Annotated in this window: 23 protein-coding genes and 1 pseudogene; 19 read left to right on the top strand and 5 right to left on the bottom strand. The window is 71.0% G+C overall.

The genetic code is table 11. From position 1 onward, the window contains the following. Nucleotides 1-174 precede the first annotated feature (174 nt). Complete coding sequence (locus tag AB0D01_RS31260) at nt 175-786, top strand: hypothetical protein (RefSeq protein WP_363061141.1); 612 nt, start codon at nt 175-177, stop codon at nt 784-786. Between the two features lie 4 nt (nt 787-790). Here AB0D01_RS31260 and AB0D01_RS31255 read toward each other — a convergent pair whose 3' ends face one another. After that, complete coding sequence (locus tag AB0D01_RS31255; RefSeq protein ID WP_363061139.1) at nt 791-1,111, bottom strand: ferredoxin; 321 nt, start codon at nt 1,109-1,111, stop codon at nt 791-793. Between the two features lie 264 nt (nt 1,112-1,375). Here AB0D01_RS31255 and arc point away from each other — a divergent pair, with 264 nt between their 5' ends. The 6 genes and pseudogenes from arc (at nt 1,376) to prcA (ending at nt 7,226) form a co-directional block, all read left to right on the top strand. Continuing rightward, entirely contained in the window at nt 1,376-3,142 is a 1,767-nt protein-coding gene (gene arc, locus AB0D01_RS31250) for a proteasome ATPase (protein WP_363061137.1), read from the top strand. Nucleotides 3,143-3,414: 272 nt separating this feature from the next. Beyond that, a complete protein-coding gene (dop, locus tag AB0D01_RS31245; protein ID WP_363061135.1) occupies nt 3,415-4,926 on the top strand; it encodes a depupylase/deamidase Dop in 1,512 nt (503 codons plus the stop codon). A 199-nt stretch (nt 4,927-5,125) separates the two neighbouring features. Continuing rightward, nucleotides 5,126-5,338 carry a ubiquitin-like protein Pup gene (locus AB0D01_RS31240; protein ID WP_042803062.1) on the top strand — a complete coding sequence of 71 codons (213 nt, stop codon included), beginning with the start codon at nt 5,126-5,128 and terminating at the stop codon, nt 5,336-5,338. A gap of 190 nt (nt 5,339-5,528) precedes the next feature. Further along, nucleotides 5,529-5,630: pseudogene (locus tag AB0D01_RS31235) on the top strand (recombination endonuclease VII); the annotation flags it as partial. After that, nucleotides 5,627-6,421 carry a proteasome subunit beta gene (prcB, locus tag AB0D01_RS31230; protein WP_363061153.1) on the top strand — a complete coding sequence of 265 codons (795 nt, stop codon included), beginning with the start codon at nt 5,627-5,629 and terminating at the stop codon, nt 6,419-6,421. The pseudogene AB0D01_RS31235 and the gene prcB, both read left to right, overlap by 4 nt. A 40-nt stretch (nt 6,422-6,461) precedes the next feature. Next, nucleotides 6,462-7,226: a proteasome subunit alpha gene (gene prcA / locus AB0D01_RS31225; RefSeq protein ID WP_363061133.1), complete on the top strand. Its 765-nt coding sequence runs from the start codon at nt 6,462-6,464 to the stop codon at nt 7,224-7,226. Between the two features lie 92 nt (nt 7,227-7,318). On the opposite strand, the gene AB0D01_RS31220 is transcribed toward prcA, so the two are convergent. Then, complete coding sequence (locus AB0D01_RS31220) at nt 7,319-8,317, bottom strand: LacI family DNA-binding transcriptional regulator (protein ID WP_363061131.1); 999 nt, start codon at nt 8,315-8,317, stop codon at nt 7,319-7,321. 135 nt (nt 8,318-8,452) lie between these two features. Here AB0D01_RS31220 and AB0D01_RS31215 point away from each other — a divergent pair, with 135 nt between their 5' ends. The 12 genes from AB0D01_RS31215 to AB0D01_RS31160 all read left to right on the top strand — a co-directional run bounded on the left by AB0D01_RS31215 (nt 8,453) and on the right by AB0D01_RS31160 (nt 20,635). Next, nucleotides 8,453-9,718: an MFS transporter gene (locus AB0D01_RS31215; protein ID WP_363061129.1), complete on the top strand. Its 1,266-nt coding sequence runs from the start codon at nt 8,453-8,455 to the stop codon at nt 9,716-9,718. A 145-nt stretch (nt 9,719-9,863) separates the two neighbouring features. Beyond that, nucleotides 9,864-11,225, top strand: a complete 1,362-nt coding sequence (pafA, locus tag AB0D01_RS31210; RefSeq protein WP_363061127.1) for a Pup--protein ligase — start codon at nt 9,864-9,866, stop codon at nt 11,223-11,225. A gap of 130 nt (nt 11,226-11,355) precedes the next feature. After that, nucleotides 11,356-12,297: an FKBP-type peptidyl-prolyl cis-trans isomerase gene (locus AB0D01_RS31205; RefSeq protein ID WP_363061125.1), complete on the top strand. Its 942-nt coding sequence runs from the start codon at nt 11,356-11,358 to the stop codon at nt 12,295-12,297. 40 nt (nt 12,298-12,337) lie between these two features. Continuing rightward, nucleotides 12,338-12,715: an FKBP-type peptidyl-prolyl cis-trans isomerase gene (locus AB0D01_RS31200; protein WP_363061123.1), complete on the top strand. Its 378-nt coding sequence runs from the start codon at nt 12,338-12,340 to the stop codon at nt 12,713-12,715. A 127-nt stretch (nt 12,716-12,842) separates the two neighbouring features. Further along, nucleotides 12,843-13,799 (top strand): WYL domain-containing protein, encoded by a 957-nt coding sequence (locus AB0D01_RS31195; RefSeq protein ID WP_363061121.1) that lies wholly within the window; start codon nt 12,843-12,845, stop codon nt 13,797-13,799. A gap of 43 nt (nt 13,800-13,842) precedes the next feature. Continuing rightward, a complete protein-coding gene (locus AB0D01_RS31190) occupies nt 13,843-14,811 on the top strand; it encodes a WYL domain-containing protein (protein WP_363061119.1) in 969 nt (322 codons plus the stop codon). 32 nt (nt 14,812-14,843) lie between these two features. Then, nucleotides 14,844-15,062, top strand: coding sequence for a hypothetical protein (locus AB0D01_RS31185; RefSeq protein WP_363061117.1), 219 nt, complete (start codon nt 14,844-14,846; stop codon nt 15,060-15,062). A 24-nt stretch (nt 15,063-15,086) separates the two neighbouring features. Next, nucleotides 15,087-15,287: a hypothetical protein gene (locus AB0D01_RS31180; protein ID WP_363061115.1), complete on the top strand. Its 201-nt coding sequence runs from the start codon at nt 15,087-15,089 to the stop codon at nt 15,285-15,287. Nucleotides 15,288-15,486: 199 nt separating this feature from the next. Next, the gene (gene tatA, locus AB0D01_RS31175; RefSeq protein WP_363061113.1) at nt 15,487-15,783 is read left to right on the top strand and encodes a Sec-independent protein translocase subunit TatA; all 297 of its coding nucleotides are present in this window, start codon (nt 15,487-15,489) and stop codon (nt 15,781-15,783) included. 56 nt (nt 15,784-15,839) lie between these two features. After that, nucleotides 15,840-16,805: a twin-arginine translocase subunit TatC gene (gene tatC, locus AB0D01_RS31170; RefSeq protein ID WP_363061111.1), complete on the top strand. Its 966-nt coding sequence runs from the start codon at nt 15,840-15,842 to the stop codon at nt 16,803-16,805. A 173-nt stretch (nt 16,806-16,978) separates the two neighbouring features. Further along, nucleotides 16,979-19,831, top strand: coding sequence for a DEAD/DEAH box helicase (locus AB0D01_RS31165; protein WP_363061109.1), 2,853 nt, complete (start codon nt 16,979-16,981; stop codon nt 19,829-19,831). Nucleotides 19,832-19,921: 90 nt separating this feature from the next. After that, complete coding sequence (locus AB0D01_RS31160) at nt 19,922-20,635, top strand: helix-turn-helix domain-containing protein (protein WP_363061107.1); 714 nt, start codon at nt 19,922-19,924, stop codon at nt 20,633-20,635. On the opposite strand, the gene AB0D01_RS31155 is transcribed toward AB0D01_RS31160, so the two are convergent. From AB0D01_RS31155 to AB0D01_RS31145, 3 genes are all read right to left on the bottom strand, one after another. Then, complete coding sequence (locus AB0D01_RS31155; RefSeq protein ID WP_363061105.1) at nt 20,571-21,548, bottom strand: pseudouridine synthase; 978 nt, start codon at nt 21,546-21,548, stop codon at nt 20,571-20,573. The genes AB0D01_RS31160 and AB0D01_RS31155 overlap by 65 nt on opposite strands. 88 nt (nt 21,549-21,636) lie before the next feature. Beyond that, nucleotides 21,637-22,485, bottom strand: coding sequence for a siderophore-interacting protein (locus tag AB0D01_RS31150; protein WP_363061103.1), 849 nt, complete (start codon nt 22,483-22,485; stop codon nt 21,637-21,639). 48 nt (nt 22,486-22,533) lie between these two features. Next, entirely contained in the window at nt 22,534-23,439 is a 906-nt protein-coding gene (locus tag AB0D01_RS31145; protein WP_363061151.1) for a 5'-3' exonuclease, read from the bottom strand. Between the last annotated feature and the right edge of the window lie 188 nt (nt 23,440-23,627).

The following is a 23,627-nucleotide window of genomic DNA, read 5'->3' as shown; positions in this document are numbered from 1 at the left end:
GATGTGCCGCAGTTCCCCCGGCCCCGGGGGAACTGCGGCACAGCGCCTTTTCGTTGTCACGGGCAGGGGACCACGACACCCCGCCCCACCGGTCCGGACCCGGCCGTTCCCCCTCCGTGTGAGGTGTGGCACGATGCTGGCTCCCCGTCACCCCGCGCACAGGAGACACCCCGCGTGCCGCACAGCCCCGCCGCGCCCGCACCCCACAGCCCGGCCCACGGGCACACCCGCCCCCGGCACTGGGCCGTCACCGCCGCGGCCCTGGCCGCCGTCGTGGCCGCCGCCGGGCTGCTCCAGGGAGCCCCGGCCGGCGGCGCGACCGCCGTGACCGCGACCGGACCCGCCTCGGGCTCCGGCCCCGACGCCCGGCGGGCCGAGGCCCCCGACGCGCACGCGGCCGCGTACCCCCTCGACTGCAAGGGCGCCCCGCACACCGTCACCGACACCGCCCGGGGAGACCTCGACGGGGACGGCCGCCCCGAGACGGTCGCGGCCGTCCGCTGCGACGCCGGCTCCGGCACCCCGCCCCACGCGCTCTACGTACTCACCCACGACCGGACGCCCGGGGGCGCGCCCCGCGTCGTCGCCACGCTCCTCGACGCCGCGGCCCGCCGGACCGCGACCGATCTCACGGTCCGCGACGCGGCGATCACGGCCACCCTCCTCGGGTACTCCTCACCCGAGGTGCCGCGCTACGCACCCGATGTGAAACAGCTCGCCAAGTGGCGCTGGAGCGGCGGAAAATTCCGCCAGGAGCTTACGGACTCGACCGCCGGACGTGTTTGAGCCGTCACTCGGCGTCGGGACCGTACACCTCGACCCTGTCCGAAACCCGCCTCACGTGGATGCAGTCACCCGGACATTCCTTCGCCGAATCGACCACGTCCACCAGGAGCGTCAGCGGAACCGGAGTGGTCGCCCCCGGCTCCTGGAGCAGCTCGTCATCGGCGCTCTTCACATACGCCAAACCGTCGATGTCCAGCTCGAACACCTCCGGGGCGTACTGCACGCAGATGCCGTCCCCGGTGCAGAGGTCCTGGTCGATCCAGACCTCCAGCGGCTCTCCGGACTCGCCGGCACCGCCCGCCGGGGCCTCCTGCTGCACGGTCATATCTCCTGCCGTTTCCTGCGCTCGGTGATCCGTCCCGGACACAACTCGCGGCAAGTCGCGCGAGCTCTGACGGGTGTTGAACAGTTCGACCTTACAACCGGCTGCTTTCCGATGTTGAAGGGTGGGTATTTCCTTGGCGTGAGGGAGTACGCAAGGGTGAAGATCGGACACACCCCTACCGTCTTTGTGATCTAGGGGTTTCAATCACCACCAGCCCAGGTAGGGTCAGGAAGCGTCCAGCTCCCCTTGGAGGAGGTGAGGACCGTGGCAGCCCACGACGACGACATCAACCGCGGCATCCGGCCCGGGCGAGGGTCTGAGGACCCCGCCGGCCAGGTTGCCTATCTCGAGCAGGAAATCGCCGTCCTGCGACGCAAGCTCGCCGACTCTCCGCGACACACGAGGATTCTCGAAGAGCGGATCGTAGAGCTCCAGACGAATCTGGCAGGCGTCTCCGCGCAGAACGAACGACTGGCGAACACCCTCCGTGAAGCACGCGACCAGATCGTCGCGCTGAAGGAGGAGGTCGACCGGCTCGCGCAGCCGCCGGCCGGATTCGGTGTCTTCCTGCAGGCGAACGAGGACGGCACCGTCGACATCTTCACCGGAGGTCGCAAACTCCGCGTGAACGTCAGCCCCAGCGTCGAGCCGGAAGACCTCCGGCGCGGCCAGGAGGTCATGCTCAACGAAGCGCTCAACGTGGTCGAGGCCATGGAATTCGAGCGGGCCGGGGACATCGTCACCCTCAAGGAGATCCTCGAGGACGGCGAGCGGGCCCTGGTGGTCGGGCACACCGACGAGGAAAGGGTGGTGAGGCTCGCCGAGCCGCTCCTGGACATCACCATCCGCCCCGGCGACGCCCTGCTGCTCGAACCGCGCTCCGGCTACGTCTACGAAGTGGTCCCCAAGAGCGAGGTCGAGGACCTCGTCCTCGAAGAGGTCCCGGACATCGACTACGACAAGATCGGCGGCCTGGGCGACCAGATCGAGCTGATCCGCGACGCCGTCGAGCTCCCCTACCTCTACCCGGACCTCTTCAAGGAGCACGAACTGCGGCCGCCGAAGGGCATCCTGCTCTACGGCCCGCCCGGATGCGGCAAGACGCTCATCGCCAAGGCCGTGGCCAACTCCCTTGCCAAGAAGGTCGCCGAGGTGACCGGACAGGCGGCCGGGAAGTCGTACTTCCTGAACATCAAGGGACCCGAGCTCCTCAACAAGTACGTCGGCGAGACCGAGCGGCACATCCGCCTCGTCTTCCAGCGTGCCCGTGAGAAGGCCAGTGAGGGCACCCCCGTCATCGTCTTCTTCGACGAGATGGAATCCCTCTTCCGCACCCGCGGATCCGGCGTCAGCTCGGACGTGGAGAACACCATCGTCCCGCAGCTCCTCGCCGAGATCGACGGCGTGGAGGGCCTGGAGAACGTCATCGTCATCGGCGCCTCCAACCGCGAGGACATGATCGACCCGGCCATCCTGCGCCCCGGCCGCCTCGACGTGAAGATCAAGATCGAGCGCCCGGACGCGGAGGCCGCGAAGGACATCTTCGCGAAGTACCTCAAGGCCACCCTGCCCCTGCACACGGACGACCTGTCCGAACACCAGGGCTCCACGGCCGGCACCGTGCACAGCATGATCCAGACCGTCGTCGAGCAGATGTACGCCGAAACCGAGGAGAACCGCTTCCTCGAGGTCACGTACGCCAACGGCGACAAGGAAGTCCTCTACTTCAAGGACTTCAACTCCGGAGCGATGATCCAGAACATCGTCGACCGGGCCAAGAAGATGGCCATCAAGGCCTTCCTCGAACACAACCAGAAGGGCCTTCGGGTCTCCCACCTCCTCCAGGCGTGCGTGGACGAGTTCAAGGAGAACGAGGACCTGCCCAACACCACCAACCCGGACGACTGGGCCCGCATCTCCGGCAAGAAGGGCGAGCGGATCGTATTCATCCGCACGCTCGTCACCGGAAAGCAGGGAGCGGACACCGGACGTTCCATCGACACGGTGGCGAATACCGGTCAGTACCTCTGACGAAGCCGGGCGGCTGCGGATGCCCACACCGGGCACCCGCAGCCGCTTGCTTTACCGCCCCCGACCACCGCGAAACCGCCCCGCGCTTTTCGGCCGGAAGGCGGTCCAAGGCAATGACCGAAATGATCTCCCCACCAGCGCGGAGTGGTTCTAGGCTCTTGCGTACCGCCGGTCGCGCAGCGCGGGGACGGGCACCGCACACGACGCACCGGAGCACCAGCGGTACTTGAGCGCCGCCCCGAACGGGAGCGCCGCCGGGCAAGGAGGGCCGCATGACCGTACGGCGAGTAATGGGAATCGAGACGGAGTACGGGATCTCCGTCCCGGGACACCCGAACGCCAATGCCATGCTCACCTCGTCCCAGATCGTCAACGCCTACGCGGCGGCGATGCACCGGGCGCGACGCGCCCGCTGGGACTTCGAGGAGGAGAATCCGCTGCGGGACGCCCGCGGCTTCGACCTCGCCCGCGAGGCCGCCGACAGCAGTCAGCTCACCGACGAGGACATCGGCCTCGCCAACGTCATCCTCACCAACGGAGCCCGGCTCTACGTCGACCACGCCCACCCCGAGTACAGCTCGCCGGAGATCACCAACCCCCTGGACGCCGTCCTGTGGGACAAGGCCGGCGAACGGATCATGGCCGAGGCCGCCGAACGGGCCGCCCAGCTGCCCGGGGCCCAGCCGATCCACCTCTACAAGAACAACACCGACAACAAGGGCGCCTCCTACGGCACGCACGAGAACTACCTGATGAAGCGGGAGACCCCCTTCTCGGACATCGTGCGCCACCTGACGCCCTTCTTCGTCTCCCGCCAGGTCGTCACCGGCGCCGGCCGCGTCGGCATCGGCCAGGACGGGCGCGAGCACGGCTTCCAGATCAGCCAGCGCGCCGACTACTTCGAGGTCGAGGTCGGTCTGGAGACCACCCTCAAGCGCCCCATCATCAACACCCGCGACGAGCCCCACTCCGACGCCGAGAAGTACCGGCGCCTCCACGTGATCATCGGAGACGCCAACCTCTCCGAGATCTCGACCTACCTCAAGCTGGGCACCACCGCGCTCGTCCTGTCGATGATCGAGGACGGGTTCATCAACGTCGACCTCGCCGTCGACCAGCCGGTGCGCACCCTGCACCAGGTCTCCCACGACCCCGACCTCCAGCACCTGATCACGCTGCGCAGCGGGCGCACCCTGACCGCCGTACAACTCCAGATGGAGTACTTCGAGCTGGCCAGGAAGTACGTCGACGAGCGTTTCGGCGCCGACGCGGACGAGCAGACCAAGGACGTGCTGTCCCGCTGGGAGGACGTGCTCGGCCGGCTGGAGACCGACCCGATGAGCCTGTCGGGAGAGCTCGACTGGATCGCGAAGCGGGAGATCCTGGAGGGCTACCGGAGGCGGGACGGGCTGGAGTGGGACGCGGCCCGGCTGCACCTCGTGGACCTGCAGTACTCCGACGTACGGCCCGAGAAGGGGCTGTACAACCGCCTGGTGGCCCGCGGGAAGATGCGCAGGCTCCTGGAGGAGTCGGCGGTCGAGCGGGCCGAGAGCAAGCCCCCGGAGGACACCCGGGCGTACTTCCGGGGCCGGTGCCTGGAGCAGTACGCGGACGACGTGGCCGCGGCCTCCTGGGACTCGGTGATCTTCGACCTGCCGGGCCGGGACTCGCTGCAGCGGGTCCCGACGCTGGAGCCGCTGCGGGGCACCCGCAACCACGTCAAGGAGCTCCTGGACCGCTGTCGCACGGCCGAGGACCTGGTGCGGGTGCTTTCGGGACAGTGAGCGCCGCCTTCGGGGCCTGAAAGGGCCCCGGCCCGGGAATCATGAGGAGGACCGGACTTCGCACCGGTCGTTTTTGAACAACTGCGGGGACGAATGTCGGGCCCTCCTTGTAGGGTCCGAAGTAGGGTCTGATCTTGAGGGATCCCGAATCCCGGGGTCCTTCCACGTGAGCGTGCGAACCGAGCGGGGTGAGGTAGACATGGCGACCAAGGACACCGGCGGCGGACAGCAGAAGGCGACGCGCTCGACCGAAGAGGTCGAGGAGCAGGCCGCCGAGGCACAGTCCGACCTCAAGGAGCGGCAGGAGAAGCTCTCGGACGACGTCGACTCGGTTCTCGACGAAATCGATGACGTACTCGAGGAAAATGCCGAGGACTTCGTGCGCTCCTTCGTTCAAAAGGGTGGCCAGTAAGGCCTTCCGGCCTTCGGATCGAAGGTCTGGCTTCATCTCGAAGCGGGTCTCCGGCGGACCCCAACCGCCGGGACGGGCCCCGGCCCGATGTCGTGATCGCGTCGCGGCGTACGGCGACGGGCGTCGCCGTACGCCGTCGGGCGAGCCCTGTGGGTCACGGTCGTCGGGAGGTAGGGTCCGGGGCGTAGTTCAAGATCGGCAGGACGTCATCCGGCGTGCAGCCGCTTACGTGGAAGGAAACCTGTGGAACCCAACACTCGTGGCACAGGGCGTCTACCGGCAGCCTTCCTGACGCCGGGATCGTCGTCCTTCATGGACTTCCTGGGCGCGCACGCGCCCGAGATGCTGCCCGGCAACCGCAGGCTGCCGGACGGGATCGTCGAGGCGCCGCACGGGACGACCATCGTCGCCGCCACGTTCCCCGGCGGCGTCGTGCTCGCCGGTGACCGGCGCGCGACCATGGGCAACATGATCGCGCAGCGGGACATCGAGAAGGTGTTCCCGGCCGACGAGTACTCCGCCGTCGGCATCGCGGGCACCGCCGGCCTGGCGGTGGAGATGGTGAAGCTGTTCCAGCTGGAGCTGGAGCACTTCGAGAAGGTGGAGGGGGCGACCCTTTCGCTGGAGGGCAAGGCGAACCGCCTGTCGACCATGATCCGGAGCAATCTGGGGATGGCCATGCAGGGCCTGGCCGTGGTCCCGCTCTTCGCGGGCTACGACGAGGCCAAGGAGAAGGGCCGGATCTTCTCCTACGACGTGACCGGCGGCCGCTCCGAGGAGCACGGTTACGCCGCCACCGGTTCCGGCTCGATCTTCGCCCGGGGCTCGATGAAGAAGCTGTACCGCCCCGACCTGACGGAGGACCAGGCCACCACGCTCGTCGTGCAGGCGCTGTACGACGCGGCCGACGACGACTCGGCGACCGGTGGGCCGGACCTGTACCGCCACATCTACCCCATCGTCACCGTCATCACCGACGAGGGCTTCCGCAGGCTGGACGAGGACGAGTCGCAGGCGCTCGCCCGCAAGGTGACGGACCGTCGGCTCCAGGAGCCCGACGGACCGCGCGCCGCCCTGCTCTGACCACTCCTCTCGTCGCCCAGAAGAAAGGGACGGAAAGCCGGTGTCGACTCCGTTCTACGTTTCACCCCAACAGGCCATGGCCGACCGGGCGGAATACGCCCGGAAGGGCATCGCCCGAGGCCGCAGCCTCGTCGTGCTCCAGTACGCCGACGGCATCGTGTTCGTCGGCGAGAACCCGTCCCGCGCGCTGCACAAGTTCAGCGAGATCTACGACCGGATCGGCTTCGCGGCCGCCGGCAAGTACAACGAGTACGAGAACCTGCGGATCGGCGGCGTGCGCTACGCCGATCTGCGCGGATACACCTACGACCGTGACGACGTGACCGCCCGCGGTCTGGCCAACGTCTACGCGCAGACCCTCGGCACGATCTTCTCCTCGGCCGGCGAGAAGCCGTACGAGGTGGAGCTGGTCGTGGCGGAGGTCGGCGCGACGGCGGCCGGGGACCAGATCTACCGCCTCCCGCACGACGGGTCGATCGTGGACGAGCACGGTTCGGTCGCGGTCGGCGGCAACGCCGAGCAGATCAGCACCTACCTCGACCAGCGCCACCAGGACGGGATGACGCTGTCGGAGGCGCTGAAGCTGGCGGTGCAGGCGCTGTCCAGCCAGGCCAACGGGGCGGACAAGACGATTCCGGCGGAGCGGCTGGAGGTCGCGGTGCTGGACCGTACGCGCGCGCAGCAGCGCAAGTTCAAGCGGATCCGGGGTCGGCAGCTGTCGCGGCTGCTGGAGGCGGACGTGCCGGCGGCGGCGCAGGCCGACGCCGTCTCGAACGACGAGGTCCCGGAGGACGACGCGCAGTAGCCGCGCGTCCGCCCGTGTGTCGGGGGAGCCCCGGTCCGCCGTGTGCGGGCCGGGGCTCTCGCGTCCCCGGGGGCGGTCGGCGGGGCCGGGGCTCAGGGGGTCGGGGCGGGGCCGGTGGAGCCGCGGACGACGAGTTCCACGGGGAGGTCGGGGGCGGTCCAGGGGGAGCCGTCCAGGACGGTCAGGAGGGCCCTCATGCCCTGTTCGCCGACGTGTTCGGCGGGGAGGCGCACGGTGGTGAGCTCGGGTTCGACGGCGGTGGCGAGGGCGAGGTCGTCGATGCCGGTGACGGAGAGGTCCTCGGGGATGCGCAGGCCGAGGCGGCGGGCCGCCTTGCAGGCGCCGGCGGCGAGGATGTCGTCGTCGCAGACCACGGCGGTGGGGCGGGTCGCCGGGTCGGCGAGGGCGCTCTCCATGGCGGTGCGGGCGGCGTCGACGGTGAGGGCGGAGCGGACGGTGCGCAGCCGCGCGGTGGTGTCGAGGAGTTCGGCGAGGGCGCGGGCGCGGATGTGGAAGGTCCAGGTGTCGACGGCCGAGGCGAGGTGGAGGAAGTCGCGGTGGCCGAAGTCGAGGAGGTGGTGGGCGGTCTGGCGCACGCCGTCGGGCATGTCGAGGTTGACGTGGGCGGCGGGGCCGGGGGCGGCGGGGTCGCTGTCGAGCATGACGAGGGGGAGGTCGTCGCCGCCGATGGCGTCGAGGGCGGCGGCGGCCATGGAGGAGGCGATGACGCCGTCGAGGGCGGCGCGGGCGGAGGCGAAGGGGTCGCGGGCGGGGCCGGTGCCGTCGGGGGAGGGGTAGAGGACGACGCCGAAGCCGTGTTCGGCGGCGACGCGGGCGGCGCCGGTGTAGACGCGGGCGAAGAACTCGTTGGTGAGGGCGGGGACGACGAGGAGGGCGGTGCGGGTGCTGCCCAGGCGCAGGTTGCGGGCGGCGAGGTTGGGGCGGTAGCCGAGGTCGGCGGCGGCTTCGCGGACGAGGGCGGCGGTGCGTTCGGAGACGCGGCCGCGCCATTTGTCGCCGAGGACGAGGGAGACGGTGGCCTGGGAGACTCCGGCGGCGCCGGCGACGTCGCGGCTGGTGGGTCTCGTCACAGCGTGCTCCTGAAGTCCGAGGTGGGAGGGGGTGTGGCGGTCGGGCCGGGTGGACGGTGGGCTGTCGCCATGGTACGTATGACGGGTCACGTTATACGTATTACTCCGGCTGGTCCGGGCAGAAAGGGGCGGGACATGGCCGCGGGATACGCGGAGCTGCTCAGGACCCGGCACGCCGCGCGCTTGTTGGCGGGCACGCTGATCGGGCGGCTGCCGAACGGCACGGGCCCGGTGGCGATCGTGCTGTTCACCCGCGCGGAGGGCGGCTCCTACACCCTCGCGGGCGCGCTCGCGGCGGCGTACGGGCTGGCGAACGCGGTGGGTCAGCCGCTGCTGGGCCGGGCGGTGGACCTGTACGGGCAGCCGCGGGTGCAGCTGCCGTCCGCGGTGATCTCGGCGCTGGGCATGGTGTGGCTGGCACTGGCGGGGACCGACTCGGTCGGCGTGGCCTACGCGGCCGTGCTGGTCGCGGGGCTGTTCACACCGCCCCTGGAGGGCGGCCTGCGGGCGCTGTGGCCGAGCGTGCTGGGCGGCAAGCAGGAGCGGGTGCACGCCGCGTACGCGATGGACGCGGTGGCCCAGGAGATCATGTACACGGTCGGTCCGCTGCTGGTGACGCTCTTCGTGGCCCTGTGGTCTCCCGCCGTGGCCCTGCTCGCGCTGAACGCGCTCGGGGTGCTGGGCGCGCTGTCGGTGGTGGTGTCGGAGCCCTCGCGCACGTGGCGTTCCGCGCCGCGCGAGGCGCACTGGCTGGGCGCGCTGCGCTCGCGCGGTCTGCTGGCGCTGCTGGGCGCGTTCTTCTTCGTGGGCATGGCGCTGGGCTCGATCACGGTCGCCGGTGTGGCCTACGCGGACGCCAACGGCGGCCAGGCGGTGTACGGCTGGCTGATGGCGGCGCTGGGGCTGGGCGCGCTGCTGGGCGGCGTGACCTACGGCGCGCGGCAGTGGGCGGGCGCGCCGGAGCGGCGGCTGCGGGTGCTCGTGGGTCTGCTGGCGATCTGTTACGTGCCGCTGGTGCTGACGGTGGGTCCGGTGGCCATGGTGGCGCTGGGCGCGTTGGCGGGCGTGTTCCTGGCTCCCTCGTTGGCGTGCGCGTTCATCGTGGTGGACCGGCACGCCCCGGTGGGGACGGTGACCGAGGCCTTCTCGTGGCTGGTGACCTTCTTCGGCGTGGGCGCGGCCATCGGTACGGCGGCGGCGGGCCCCGCGGTGGAACTGGGCGGGGTCCCGGCCGGTTTCGCGGTGGCGGTCGGCGCGGGCGTGGCGGCGTGGGCGGTCCTGATGGGGACTCAGCGGGCGCTGTCCGGCGGTGGGCGCGGCGTGGCCGTCGCGGGCGGTGCGGGGGCGCCGTCGGACGCGGTCGGGCAGGGCTCGAAGGCGGCCGTCGCGGAGGGTTCGTAGGGCACGGCGCGGCGGGTGCGCGGCGGGTTCGCGGGGGTCCGGGCACGGGTCCGCGGGGGCCCGCGCGCGGCCGACGCGCGGAATCCGATCGGAACGCCTTCTCGAACCCGGTTTCAGAAGAGGGCAGAAGGCGTAATGTTCAGTCATGGACCGCCGCATTTTCGGGCTGGAGAACGAGTACGGCGTCACGTGCACGTTCAGGGGACAGCGCCGACTGTCTCCTGACGAAGTGGCGCGCTACCTCTTCCGCCGTGTCGTGTCATGGGGCCGCAGCAGCAATGTCTTCCTGCGGAACGGCGCCCGCCTGTACCTGGACGTGGGATCGCATCCGGAATACGCAACTCCCGAATGCGACAACCTGACCGAACTGGTCACCCACGACAAGGCCGGCGAGCGCATTCTCGAAGGCCTGCTGGTCGACGCCGAACGTCGCCTGCACGAGGAGGGAATCGCGGGCGACGTCTACCTGTTCAAGAACAACACCGACTCGGCGGGGAATTCGTACGGCTGCCACGAGAACTACCTCGTGGCGCGGCACGGTGAATTCTCCCGTCTGGCGGACATCCTGATCCCCTTCCTCGTCACGCGGCAGCTGATCTGCGGCGCGGGCAAGGTGCTCCAGACCCCCCGGGGCGCGGTCTACTGCGTCAGCCAGCGGGCCGAGCACATCTGGGAGGGCGTGAGCTCCGCGACGACCCGGTCGCGGCCGATCATCAACACGCGCGACGAGCCGCACGCGGACGCGGAGCGCTACCGGCGCCTCCACGTCATCGTGGGGGACTCGAACATGTCCGAGACCACGATGCTGCTGAAGGTCGGCGCCACCGACCTCGTGCTGCGCATGATCGAGGCGGGCACGGTGATGCGCGACCTGACGCTGGAGAACCCGATCCGGGCGATCCGGGAGGTCAGCCACGACATCACGGGGCAGCGCAAGGTGCGCCTGGCCAGCGGGCGCGAGGCGTCCGCGCTGGAGATCCAGCGGGAGTACTACGAGAAGGCCCTGGACTTCGCCGAGCGGCGGGGGATCCGTACCGGGGTCGTCGAGCAGGTGCTGGAGCTGTGGGGCCGCACCCTCGACGCGGTCGAGGCGGAGGACCTGGACCGGATCGGCACGGAGATCGACTGGGTGATGAAGTACCAGCTGATCGAGCGCTACCGGGCCAAGCACAACATGACGATGTCCAATCCGCGCGTCGCGCAGATAGACCTCGCCTACCACGACATCCACCGCCGGCGCGGGCTGTACTACCTGCTGGAGCGCAAGGGGCAGGCGGCGCGGATCTGCAACGACCTGAAGATCTTCGAGGGCAAGTCGGTGCCCCCGCAGACGACACGGGCCAGGCTGCGCGGGGACTTCATCCGGCGGGCGCAGGAGCAGCGGCGGGACTTCACCGTCGACTGGGTGCACCTGAAGCTGAACGACCAGGCGCAGCGCACGGTGCTGTGCAAGGACCCGTTCCGGTCGGTCGACGACCGGGTGGAGAAGTTGATCGCGGGCATGTAGCCGTGAACGTGCCCGCGGGCGCGTGACACGGTGTGGATCTCGGCCGGGGCCCCGTTCGTATCTCGTACGGGGCCCTTGTCACGCCTTAGAGTGGCGAGGACCGTCTTGCCGTCTGAGATCTGAGGAACACGTGCGCCGACTTGCCGGCCTGATTGTCGTCCCCCTTCTGCTGCTGTCCACGGCGGCGTGCGGTGACGACAGCGGCTCCGACTCCGCCCAGATGAAGAACGGGGTGCCCGCGATCACGAAGGGCGCCAAGTTCGGGGAGACCCCGACCCTGTCGCAGGGCAAGGGCGAGCCTCCCAAGGAACTGAAGGTGGAGGTCATCAGCGAGGGCAGCGGCCCGGTGCTGAAGAAGGGCGACGTCGCCCAGGTCAACTACTCGGGTCAGGTCTGGGACGGCAAGGAGCCGTTCGACGCCAGCTTCGGGCGGGGCAAGACCTTCGACGTGACGATCGGCGCGGGCGCCGTCATCAAGGGGTGGGACCAAGGCCTTGAGGGCCAGAAGGTCGGCAGCCGCCTGGAGCTCGTGATCCCGCCGGAGCTGGGTTACGGAGCGCAGGGTTCCGGCGACAAGATCAAGCCGAACGCGACGCTGGTGTTCGTCGTCGACATCGTCAAGGGTGCCACCATCCCGGCCTCGGCCAAGGGCAAGGAGGTCCCGCAGGACGACAAGGCGCTGCCGAAGGTCGGCACCAACACGGACGGCAAGGAGGTCTCCGTCGAGGTTCCGAAGGACACGGCGGCGCCGACCAAGCTGGTCTCGAACTACGTGATCGAGGGCGACGGCCCGGTGATCAAGGACACCGACAACGTCGTGGTCAAGTTCAACGGCAAGACGTGGAAGGACGACAAGACCTTCGAGAGCACGTACGCCACCGACACGACGGTGACCTGGCCGATGGCGGAGCTGTCGGTGAAGGGCCTCAAGGAGGGCATGCTCGGCAAGAAGGCCGGCAGCCGGATCCTGCTGGTCATCCCGCCGGACCAGGGCTTCGGGGACAAGGAACAGGGCACGATCCCGGCGAACTCCACGCTGGTCTTCAGCCTCGACATCCTCACGGTGATGTAAGACTGTCCCGGTTGTCCCATCAGTTTTGAGGAGCAGTTCCGTGAGCGACAAGCTCGAGAAGCCCGAGATCGACTTCCCCGAGGGTCCGGTCCCCACCGACCTGGTCATCGAGGACATCTGGGTGGGTGACGGCGCCGAGGCCAAGGCCGGTGCCATGGTCTCCGTCCACTACGTGGGTGTCGCGTTCTCCACCGGCGAGGAGTTCGACGCCTCCTGGAACCGCGGCTCCGCGCTGCAGTTCCCGCTCGGTGCCGGCCGCGTCATCGCGGGCTGGGACCAGGGCATCCAGGGCATGAAGGTCGGCGGCCGTCGCAAGCTGACGATCCCGGCCCACCTCGCCTACGGCGACCGCGGCGCGGGCGGCGCGATCGCCCCGGGCGAGACGCTGATCTTCGTCTGCGACCTGATGGCCGCCTGATCCAGGCCGCCGTGCGTCGAGGGCCCCCGCCGTGAGGCGGGGGCCCTCGCTTTTGTCGGGGACCGCGGGGGCGGTACGGTCAACGGTCAACGAGCGTGTGCGTCGAGAAGCGGGGGGAATGGCGTCGATGGCGATTGCCAAGGCCGAGCGGCTGATGAATCTGGCGCTGTGTCTGTTGGGGACGCGTCGTCCCCTCAGCAAGCGCGAGCTGCGCGGATCCATCGAGGCCTACATGGAAGCCGGCAACGACGAGTCCTTCAACCGCATGTTCGAGCGGGACAAGGACGATCTGCGGGAGCTCGGTCTGGTGATCGAGACCGTGGAGAACCTGGAGGGCGAGACCGGCTACCTGGCGCGCCGGGACAGCAACCGGCTGCCGCCGGTCTCCCTGGACGCGGAGGAGGCCGCCGCCCTGGGGCTGGCGGCCAAGGTGTGGCAGCAGGCCCGGCTGGCGGGCGCGGCCAGCGGCGCCCTGCAGAAGCTGCGGGCCGGCGGGATGCCGGAGGCCGGGGACCCCTACGAAGGCCAGCACAGCGCCATCGAGCCGCGCATCCCCGTCCACGAGGCGGCGTTCGAGCCCCTCATGCTGGCCTGCCGCGACCGCCGGCCCGTGGTCTTCGACTACCGCCGCTCCAACGCGGCCCGCCCCGAGACCCGACAGGTCGAGCCGTGGGCGCTGGAGTGCTGGCGCGGCCACTGGTACCTGGCGGGCTACGACCGCGACCGCGGGGCGGAGCGGGTGTTCCGCCTCTCGCGGATCACCGGCAAGGTCCGCTCCCGGGCGGGCCGCTACACGGCCGAGGTGCCGGACGTGGTGACCGTACGGGAGACCGTGGCGAGCTGGGCCGGGGAGGGCGCGCAGCGCTCGGCGCTGATCCGGCTGCGGGCCGGGGCCGGGTACCCGCTGCGGGCCAAGGCCACGACCGTGCGCGAGGGCGTCGACGGCTGGGACGAGCTGGAGATCCCCTACGGGCACGGGCTCGACGCCTGGCTCGTGGAGTTCGGCCCGGACGTGGTGGTGGTGGAGCCCGCCGACCTGCGCTCCGACGTGGTGGACCGGCTGCGCGCCGTCGCGCAGGGCTGACCGGAACAACAACAGCGACGCCCCGAGGGGGAGACGTACCAGCATGGCCGCCAACGCCATCGACCAGACCCGCCGCATGCTGTCCCTGGTGACCTACCTGCGCGAGCGCCCCGGTGCGCACGTCGCCGACGTCGCCCGGGCCTTCGGGATCAGCGAGGACGAGCTGATCTCGGACCTCGACGTGCTGCCCATGTGCGGCACCAGCTTCCGCGGCGGGGACCTGCTCGACATCGACACCGACGGGGAGCGCATCTGGTGGCGCAACCCCGACGCCTCGGGGGAGTCCACCGCCGAACCGCTGCGCCTGGCCGCCGACGAGGCGACGGCGCTGCTGGTGGCCGCCCGCGCGGTGGCCACCCTGCCGGGGCTGCGCGAGAGCGACCGGGACGCGCTGCTGCGCGCCACCGCCAAGCTGGAGGCGGCCGCCGGCGAGGCGGCCGGGGCCAGCGCCCGGCTCTCGGTGACGTTCGAGTCGGAGGGCGGGGTCTTCGCCGACGTGGACCGGGCCATCGCCGAGCGGCGCCGGCTGTGGCTGCGCTACTACTCCCCGGCGCGCGACGAGCTGACCGAGCGGACCGTCGACCCGATCCGGCTCTTCGCGGTGGGCCACACCTACATGGAGGGGTGGTGCCACCTCTCCGAGGCCCGGCGGACCTTCCGCCTCGACCGGGTCGCGGAGATCCGGCTGCTGGACGAGCGGGCCGAGCCGCCCGCGATCGAGCCCCGCGACCTGTCCGAGGGCCTGGTCCAGCCGGCCGCCGAGGACCCGCAGGTGGTGATCGAGGTCGCGCCCGGCGGACGCTGGGTGGCCGAGTACTACCCGCACGACAGCGCCGAGGAGCTGACCGACGGCGGTCTGCGCATCACCCTGCGCAGCCCGGACCCCGCCTCGCTGCGCCGCCTGGCGCTGCGCCTGGGGCGCGAGGGACGGATCGTGTCCCCGCCGGAACCGGCCGAGAGCGCGCGGAAGGCCGCTCGAGAGGCACTCGCGGGATACGGGGAACAGATCTAGGGCAGGGAACGGGTCCGGGGAGAGAGGGAGCGATGGCGCACGAGGTCACCTTCAAAGCCGCCTGTCCGCAGTGCAGGGCCCGCTTCGAGCTGGCGGCGAACGCGCTGCGCCTCGTGATCGGCGGCAGCAGACGGAGCACCTTCTACTCCTTCACCTGCCCGCAGTGCGCGGCCGCCGTCCGCAAACCCGCCGGTGAGCGCATCGTGGAGCTGCTGACGGGGGGCGGGGTGAGCACCCTGCGCAGCGTGTGAGGGCGGGCCGGTTAGGCTCCTCCCATGCTGTGGCCGATGCTCGCAATCGCCCTGGGGTTCCTGGGGCTCGCCGTCCTCTCCGTACTGGCCGTACGGGTCTTCCTGGAGGTGCGGCGGCTGTCCGGCCAGGTGGCCGAGGCCAGCCGCCGGATCACCGAGGCCTCGGGGGACCTGGAGCGGGCGGCGGCCGATCTGGCCCGGTCGGGGCGGGCGGCGCGGCCGTAGGATATAGGCCCGTCATGGTCCGTCCATGGAAACTGGCGGCCTCTACCCGTACCGTCAGGAGGCGTGCGCAAGCGCGCGGACCCCAGGGGATTGCCGGGCGTTAACCCTCGGGGGTTACGATCCTTGTCAGGCGTATCGGATCTTTGTCCGTTACGCGAGGCCACCACAACCAGCCGCTTCGGTGAGAAGGAAGACTTACATGATCGGCAATCTGAAGCCCCTTGAGATCCTTCTGATCATCGCTGTCATCGTGCTGCTGTTCGGCGCCAAGAAGCTTCCCGAGATGGCCCGCTCCCTCGGCAAGTCGGCCCGCATCCTCAAGAGCGAGGCCAAGGCGATGAAGAAGGACGGCGAGGCGGAGGACGCCGCGGCGCCCGCTCCGGCCGCCGACCAGGCCGCGCAGCAGCCCGTCGCCCCGCGCACCATCCAGGCCGCTCCCGGTGACGTCACCAGCGCCCGTCCCGTCGGCGAGCCGAACCGCACCACCCAGGGCTGACGGCCGGCGGCCACACCCGTCACACCAGTCATCTGCAACGAGACAAGGGACGTGGGTTGCTCAAGTCTGCCCGCAAGCAGGGGAACAAGGACCAGCAGGCGAAGGACGCCGAAGGGCGCATGCCGCTGGTCGAGCACCTGCGTGAGCTGAGAAACCGCCTGCTGAAGTCGGTCCTGGGGATCATGGTCATCACCGTGGTCGCGGCCTACTTCTACCGGGACATCATCGACTTCCTGCTGGAGCCGATGCTGTCGTCCGTCGGCTGCACCAACGGTGCCACGCACCAGCGCAACGGTGCCCCTTGTGCCGAGATGACCACCAACGGCCTCACCGCGCCGTTCTCCATCGCGCTGAAGGTCGGCCTGTCCTCGGGCATCGTGTTCTCCGCCCCGATCTGGCTCTACCAGCTGTGGGCCTTCGCCGCCCCCGGCCTGCACCGCAGCGAGAAGAAGTACGCGCTGAGCTTCGTCGCGATCGGCGCCCCCCTCTTCCTCGCGGGCGCGGTCCTGGCCTACAAGATCCTGCCGCAGACGGCGGAGATCCTCCTCGGCTTCACCCCCGACCACGTCAAGAACCTGCTGCCGGTCGACGACTACCTCGACCTGGTCACGCGCATGGTCGTGGTCTTCGGCATCGCCTTCGAGCTGCCGCTGATGCTGGTCCTGCTGAACTTCACCGGGGTCCTCACCGCCAAGCGCCTCGGCAGCTGGTGGCGCGCCATGGTGCTCGGCATCACCGTCTTCGCGGCCTTCGCGACGCCCACCGGCGACCCGCTGACCATGCTGACGCTGGCCTCCCCGATCGTGGCCCTGTACTTCATCGCCCTCGGGATCTGCCTCCTGAACGACCGGCGGCGCCGCCGCAACAACCCCGACGCCGACCTCGACGACGACGAGGCCTCCGAGGTGGACCTCACCCCGGCACCCGTCGGCGCGCCCGACGCGGCCCCCTCCGCCTCCACCCTGCCCGAGCAGGCCGACGGCGGGCGGCGACAGATCAACGGTTACGACGACGCCACCTGACCGGTGACCCCCGGGGGTCGGCCGCCGAGCCGTCCTCCCCGTCGAACGCACCGCCGAAGCGGCCGGCGCGCGCACACCGCGCGACCGGCCGCTTCCGCGTTCCCGGCGCGCCCGGGCTGATCGTTTAAATGCCCGCGACTGTTGTCGGAGGCGGCGGGTAGGCTCGACGCAAGATGACCGAAGAACTCTCCCCCGCCGAGCGGTACGCCGCTGCCCGGATCCGCGCCGCCGAAGAGGCCACCGCCCTGGCCCCCTTCCGCGAGATGTACGAATTCGACCTGGACCCGTACCAGATCGAGGCCTGCAAGGCACTGGAGGCCGGCAAGGGCGTCCTCGTCGCCGCCCCGACCGGCTCGGGCAAGACCATCGTCGGCGAGTTCGCCGTGCACCTCGCCCTGCAACAGGGCCGCAAGTGCTTCTACACGACACCCATCAAGGCCCTGTCGAACCAGAAGTACGCGGACCTCGTCAAGCGCTACGGCGCGGACCGCGTGGGCCTGCTGACCGGCGACAACAGCGTCAACGGCGACGCCCCGGTGGTCGTGATGACCACCGAGGTCCTGCGCAACATGCTCTACGCGGGCTCCCAGGCGCTCGGCGGCCTCGGCTACGTGGTCATGGACGAGGTGCACTACCTCTCCGACCGCTTCCGCGGCGCCGTCTGGGAGGAAGTGATCATCCACCTCCCCGAGTCCGTCACCCTCGTCTCGCTGTCCGCGACCGTCTCCAACGCCGAGGAGTTCGGCGACTGGCTCGACACCGTGCGCGGCGACACCGAGGTGATCGTCTCCGAGGAGCGGCCCGTACCGCTGTGGCAGCACGTCATGGCGGGCCGGCGGATCTACGACCTCTTCGAGGAGGAGTCCGACCACGGCGGCCGCGGCTCCGCCCGCCGCGAGGTCAACCCCGACCTGCTGCGCATGGCCCGCGAGGAGAACAGCCGCGGCTACAGCCCCAAGGACCGGCGGCGCGGCAAGATGGTCCGCGAGGCCGACCGCGAGCGCGAACGCCGCTCCCGCAGCCGCGTGTGGACCCCCGCCCGCCCCGAGGTCATCGCCCGCCTGGAGGGCGACGACCTGCTCCCGGCCATCAACTTCATCTTCAGCCGGGCCGGTTGCGAGGCCGCCGTCCAGCAGTGCCTCTACGCGGGCCTGCGCCTGAACGACGACGCCGCCCGCCTGAAGGTCCGCGAGATCGTCGAGGAACGGACCGCCTCCATCCCCGCCGAGGACCTGCACGTCCTCGGCTACTACGAATGGCTCGAAGGCCTGGAGCGGGGCATCGCCGCGCACCACGCCGGCATGCTGCCCACCTTCAAGGAGGTCGTGGAGGAGCTGTTCGTCCGCGGCCTCGTCAAGGCCGTCTTCGCCACCGAGACCCTCGCCCTGGGCATCAACATGCCCGCGCGCACGGTCATCCTGGAGAAGCTCGTCAAGTGGAACGGCGAGCAGCACGCCGACATCACCCCCGGCGAGTACACGCAGCTCACCGGCCGGGCCGGGCGGCGCGGCATCGACGTCGAGGGCCACGCGGTGGTGCTGTGGCAGCGGGGCATGGACCCGGTGCAGCTCGCCGGACTCGCGGGCACCCGTACGTATCCGCTGCGGTCCAGCTTCAAGCCCTCGTACAACATGGCCGTCAACCTGGTCTCGCAGTTCGGGCGCCACCGCTCCCGCGAGCTCCTGGAGACCTCCTTCGCGCAGTTCCAGGCCGACCGCAGCGTCGTCGGCATCTCCAAGCAGGTCCAGCGCAACGAGGAGGGCCTCGACGGCTACCGGGAGGGCATGACCTGTCACCTCGGGGACTTCGAGGAGTACGCGCGGCTGCGCCGCGAGCTGAAGGACCGCGAGAACGACCTGGCCAAGCAGGGCGCCGCCCAGCGTCGGGCGCAGGCCGCCTCGGCGCTGGAGCGGCTCAAGCCGGGCGACGTCATCCACGTGCCGACGGGCAAGTTCGCCGGTCTCGCGCTGGTCCTGGACCCGGGCGTGCCCGCCGGCCGCGTCCACGGCCACCGCGGGTACGAGTACCACGAGGGCCCGCGCCCGCTGGTGCTGACCGCCGAGCGGCAGGTCAAGCGACTCGCCGCGATCGACTTCCCGGTCCCCGTCGAGCCCCTGGACCGGATGCGGATCCCGAAGACGTTCAACGCCCGCTCGCCGCAGTCCCGCCGGGACCTGGCGACCGCGCTGCGCAACAAGGCCGGGCACCTCACCCCCGAGCGGCACCGGCCCGGCCGGGCCGCCGCGGCCGACGACCGCGAGATCGCCCGGCTGCGCACCGCGCTGCGCGCGCACCCCTGCCACGGCTGCGACGAGCGCGAGGACCACGCCCGTTGGGCGGAGCGCTACCACCGGCTGAGGCGCGACACGCAGCAGCTGGAGCGGCGCATCGAGGGCCGCACCAACACCATCGCCCGGACGTTCGACCGGATCCACGCGCTGCTCACCGAGCTGGACTACCTGCGCGAGGACGAGGTCACCGTGCACGGCAAGCGGCTCGCCCGGCTCTACGGGGAGCTGGACCTGCTGGCCTCGGAATGTCTGCGCGAGGGTGTCTGGGAGGGCCTGAGCCCCGCCGAACTGGCCGCCTGCGTCTCGGCGTTGGTCTTCGAGGCGCGGCAGTCCGACGACGCGGTGGCGCCGAAGGTGCCGAACGGGCCGGCGAAGGCCGCGCTCGGCGAGATGGTCCGCATCTGGGGTCGGCTCGACGCGCTGGAGGAGGAGCACCGCATCAACCAGGCCGAGGGCGTGGGACAGCGGGAGCCGGACCTCGGCTTCGCGTGGGCCGCGTACCAGTGGGCCTCGGACAAGAGCCTCGACGAGGTGCTGCGCGAGGCGGAGATGCCGGCCGGTGACTTCGTGCGCTGGTGCAAGCAGGTCATCGACGTCCTCGGGCAGATCGCGGCGGCGGCGCCGGTGAACACGGCGCCGGCCTCCTCGGGCAGCGGGAGCACGGTGGCGCGCAACGCGCGCAAGGCCGTCGACGCGCTGTTGCGGGGTGTAGTGGCCTACAGCTCGCTCGGATAGGCGGTTTTGGGGCTTCCTCCGAACCGCGGCGTGGCCGGATCTCATCTCTTGCCATGATCCTTCGGGCGTGTCCTGTGCGACGATCGGCGCATGAGTGGGGGAACGGACGAAGGACCGAGACGCGTCGGTCGGCCGCGCGCCGATCGGATGAGGGTGCCGAGCGACCGGCCGCCGCGCGAGGAACTCCTCTGTGCGGCGGCCGAACTGTTCGCGGCGCGGGGATACGCGGCCACCACCACGCGGGAGGTGGCCGAACGGGCCGGGATGCGCCAGGCCACGATGTACCACTACTTCGCCGGCAAGGAGGAGCTCCTCGCCGAGTTGCTGGAGTCCACGGTGGGTCCCTCGTTGGCCCTGTCGCGCCGGCTCCTGGCCGACGGCGGCCGGGCGGCGGCGCTGCGGCTGTGGGAGCTGTGCCGCTTCGACGTGCAGTTGTTGTGCGGGGGTCCCTACAACCTGGGAGCCCTCTACCTGCTGCCCGAGCTGAGGGGGCCGCGGTTCGGGCGCTTCCACCGGATGCGCGAGGAACTGCGCGACAACTACCGCTCGTTGCTGTACGCCACGGACGTCGGTGACGAACTCGACGGCGACGGGGCCGGGCTGACGCTCCGCAACGACCTGCTCTTCGGCCTGATCGAGGGCGTCAGCCTCGTCCACCGCTCCGATCCGGCCCGGCCGGTGGCCGCCTTCGCGGAGGCGGCCGCCGACGCCGCGCTGCGGATCGCGGGTCTCGCCGGGGTCAGTGGTCGCGCGGCGGTCGGCCCGTCTCCCAGCCTGCCCGGTCCTCCCAGGCCTGGAGGGTGAGACCGGACTCCAGGCGGTGTTCCACGCCGGTGACCGGGTCGGTGAAGGCCAGGCTCCTGGCCAGCAGCTGGAGGGGGCGGCGGAAGTCCGTCGGGTCGACCTCGCCGGCGACGACCGGGTAGACGGGGTCGCCGAGGATGGGCAGGCCGAGGCCGCTCATGTGCACCCGCAGCTGGTGGGTGCGTCCGGTGTGCGGGGTCAGCCGGTAGCGGCCCAGGCCCTCGCGCACGTCGGCGAGTTCGACCAGGCTCTCGGCGTTCGGTTCGGCGTCCGGGTCCTCGACCACCGCCATCACCCCGCGCACCTTCTCGATGTTGCTGCGGACCAGTCGGGGCAGCTCCACGGCCGGATCGTGCGCGGCGATCGCCTCGTACTCCTTGTGGACGCGGCGCTGCTGGAACAGCAGCTGGTAGGCGCCGCGGTCCTCGGGGCGGATGCTGAACATCACAAGTCCGGCCGTCATCCGGTCGAGGCGGTGCGCCGGGCTGAGGGCGGGCAGGTCCAGCTCGCGGCGCAGCCGGGCCAGCGCGGTCTCGGTGACGTGGCTGCCGCGCGGGGTGGTCGCCAGGAAGTGCGGCTTGTCCACCACCAGGAGCCGGTCGTCGCGGTGGACGACGCGGATCGGGAACGGCACCGGGGGCTCGGGCGGCATGTCCCGGTGGAACCAGAGCCAGCCGCCGGGCTCGTACGGGTCCCCGGCGGCCAGGACCCGGCCGCCGACCCCCAGCACCCGGCCCGCGGCGAGCAGCCGCGCCATGGACTCGGCGCCGCGCGTGCCGGCGTAGCGCTCGGTGAGGTAGGCGCCGAGGACGGGCCAGCGGCCCTCGGGGTCGGGGGGCAGCCGCATGCGGACCGGGTCGATGCCGGACTGCTGGGGCAGGGGTGCGGGCGGGATGTGGGATCTGCGGCTCATCGGAGACCAGGGTAGGCGGCGCGGGGGCGGGACCGGGGTCCCGCCCGTCGGCCTCCGCCGCCCGCGGCGCCCGCGCGGGCGCCGCGGGTCAGGCGGCGGCGGGGGTGCGCAGTTCCTGCTCGGCCTCGACGGTGGCGTTCCAGTCGCGCTTGATCGCGCGCCAGCCCTCGTCGGTCTCGCCGTGGCGCCAGTAGCCCGAGATGGACAGGCGTTCGCGGGTGATGCCGCGGTCCAGGCGCAGGTGGCGGCGGAGCTCCTTGACGAAGCCGGCCTCGCCGTGGACGAAGGCGTGGACGTCGGCGGAGGGGAACACCATCGAGGTGACGGCGGGCAGCAGGGTCGAGCCCACCGGCCGGTCCCCGCGGTGCAGCCACATCGGGGCGATCCCGTCCGGGGTGCTGAGGAGGGGGTGTTCGTCCGCCGGTCCCTCGACCTCGATGAGGGCGCGTACGGTCGCGCCGCGCGGCATCCGCTCCATGGCCGCGGCGATGGCCGGCAGGGCGCTCTCGTCGCCGACGAGGAGGTGCCAGCCGGCGAGCGGGTCCGGGGCGTAGGCGCCGCCCGGGCCGAGGAAACGTACCGCCTCACCCGGCTGGACGCGGGCGGCCCACGGTCCGGCGAGGCCCTCGTCGCCGTGGACCACGAAGTCGAGGGTCAGCTCCCGGCGGGTCGGGTCCCAGGCGCGGACCGTGTACGCGCGCTGGCGCGGCCACTCCTCGCGGCGGTGGGTCGCGCGGATCACGTCCAGGTCCCAGGGCTCCGCGTAGCGCACGCCCTCGGGGGCGAACAGGAGTTTCACGTAGTGGTCGGTGTACACGCCCGCACCGAAGCCGGCCAGCCCGTCACCGCCCAGCACGATCCGGACCATGTGCGGCGTGAGCCGCTCGGTACGTACGACGACGGCGGTGCCGACAGAGCGGGCGCGTCCTTCAGCCACGGTGACTCCCCTGAACTTAGCAAGCTTAGGATTACCTAAGTTAGCACCTCATGGGCGCAGCGCGCTGCTCAGACGTGCCACGGCTCCTCCCAGACCCCACTGATGGACGAGTGCGTCCACCGCTTCGGGGTGCTTCGGGGCATGGGGGCGCACCGGGTCGAAGGCCGGAACGGGCACGTCGGAGGCGACTCGGACGACCTTGGGGGCCACCGCGAGGTACGGGCGGGATTCGTCGAGCCGCTTGCGCTGGGTGGGGGTCAGCTTCGCCTTCGGGTCGTCGATCGCGGCGACGATCCCCGCGAGGTCACCGAACGCCTCCAACAGCTTGGCGGCCGTCTTCTCGCCGATTCCGGGAACCCCCGGCAGGCCGTCGCTCGGGTCGCCGCGCAGCAGTGCGAGGTCCGCGTACCCGGAGCCGTCGACCCCGTACTTCTCCCGGAGCCAGGCCTCGTCGGTCACCTGGAGGGTGCCCACGCCCTTGAGGGGGTACAGCACGCGGCGCCCGCGGGCGTCGTCCACCAGCTGGAAGAGGTCGCGGTCGCCCGTGACGATGTCCACCGGCCCGTCGGCTCGGGCCGTGAGGGTGCCGATCACGTCGTCCGCCTCGTAGCCCTCGACCCCCACCCGGGCGATCCCGAAGGCGTCGAGCGCCGCCTCGATGATCGGGACCTGCGGGGTCAGGGTGTCGGGGGTCTCCTCGACGTCGGGCCCGGTCGGCGTCTCCACGGCGACCCGGTGCGCCTTGTAGGAGGGGATCAACTCCACCCGCCAGTGCGGCCGCCAGTCGGCGTCCATGCAGGCCACCAGGTCGTCGGGGCGGTGGTCCTGGACCAACCGTCCGATGAAGTCGAGCAGTCCGCGCACGGCGTTGACGGGCGTGCCGTCGGGGGCCTTCACGGAGTCCGGCACCCCGAAGTAGGCGCGGTAGTAGAGGGAGGCGGTGTCCAGGAGCATCAGGCGTCGTGTCGTCACGGGTCGATGATGCCGTACCGGTCCGACGGCGGATCGTGACGCGGCGTCACCCGGTGCGACGCGGCCGTCACTCCAACAGTTCGTCCGGCGCGCGCGTACGCGATCTTTCGCGGAGGGTGTGGATCACCGGCGGGACGTCCCGCCCGCCCGGTTCCGTACGGCCGTTCCCG

It is taken from the genome of Streptomyces sp. NPDC048606 (genome assembly GCF_040650855.1).
Lineage (GTDB): Bacteria > Actinomycetota > Actinomycetes > Streptomycetales > Streptomycetaceae > Streptomyces.
This window is presented reverse-complemented; position numbering and strand designations above follow the sequence as displayed.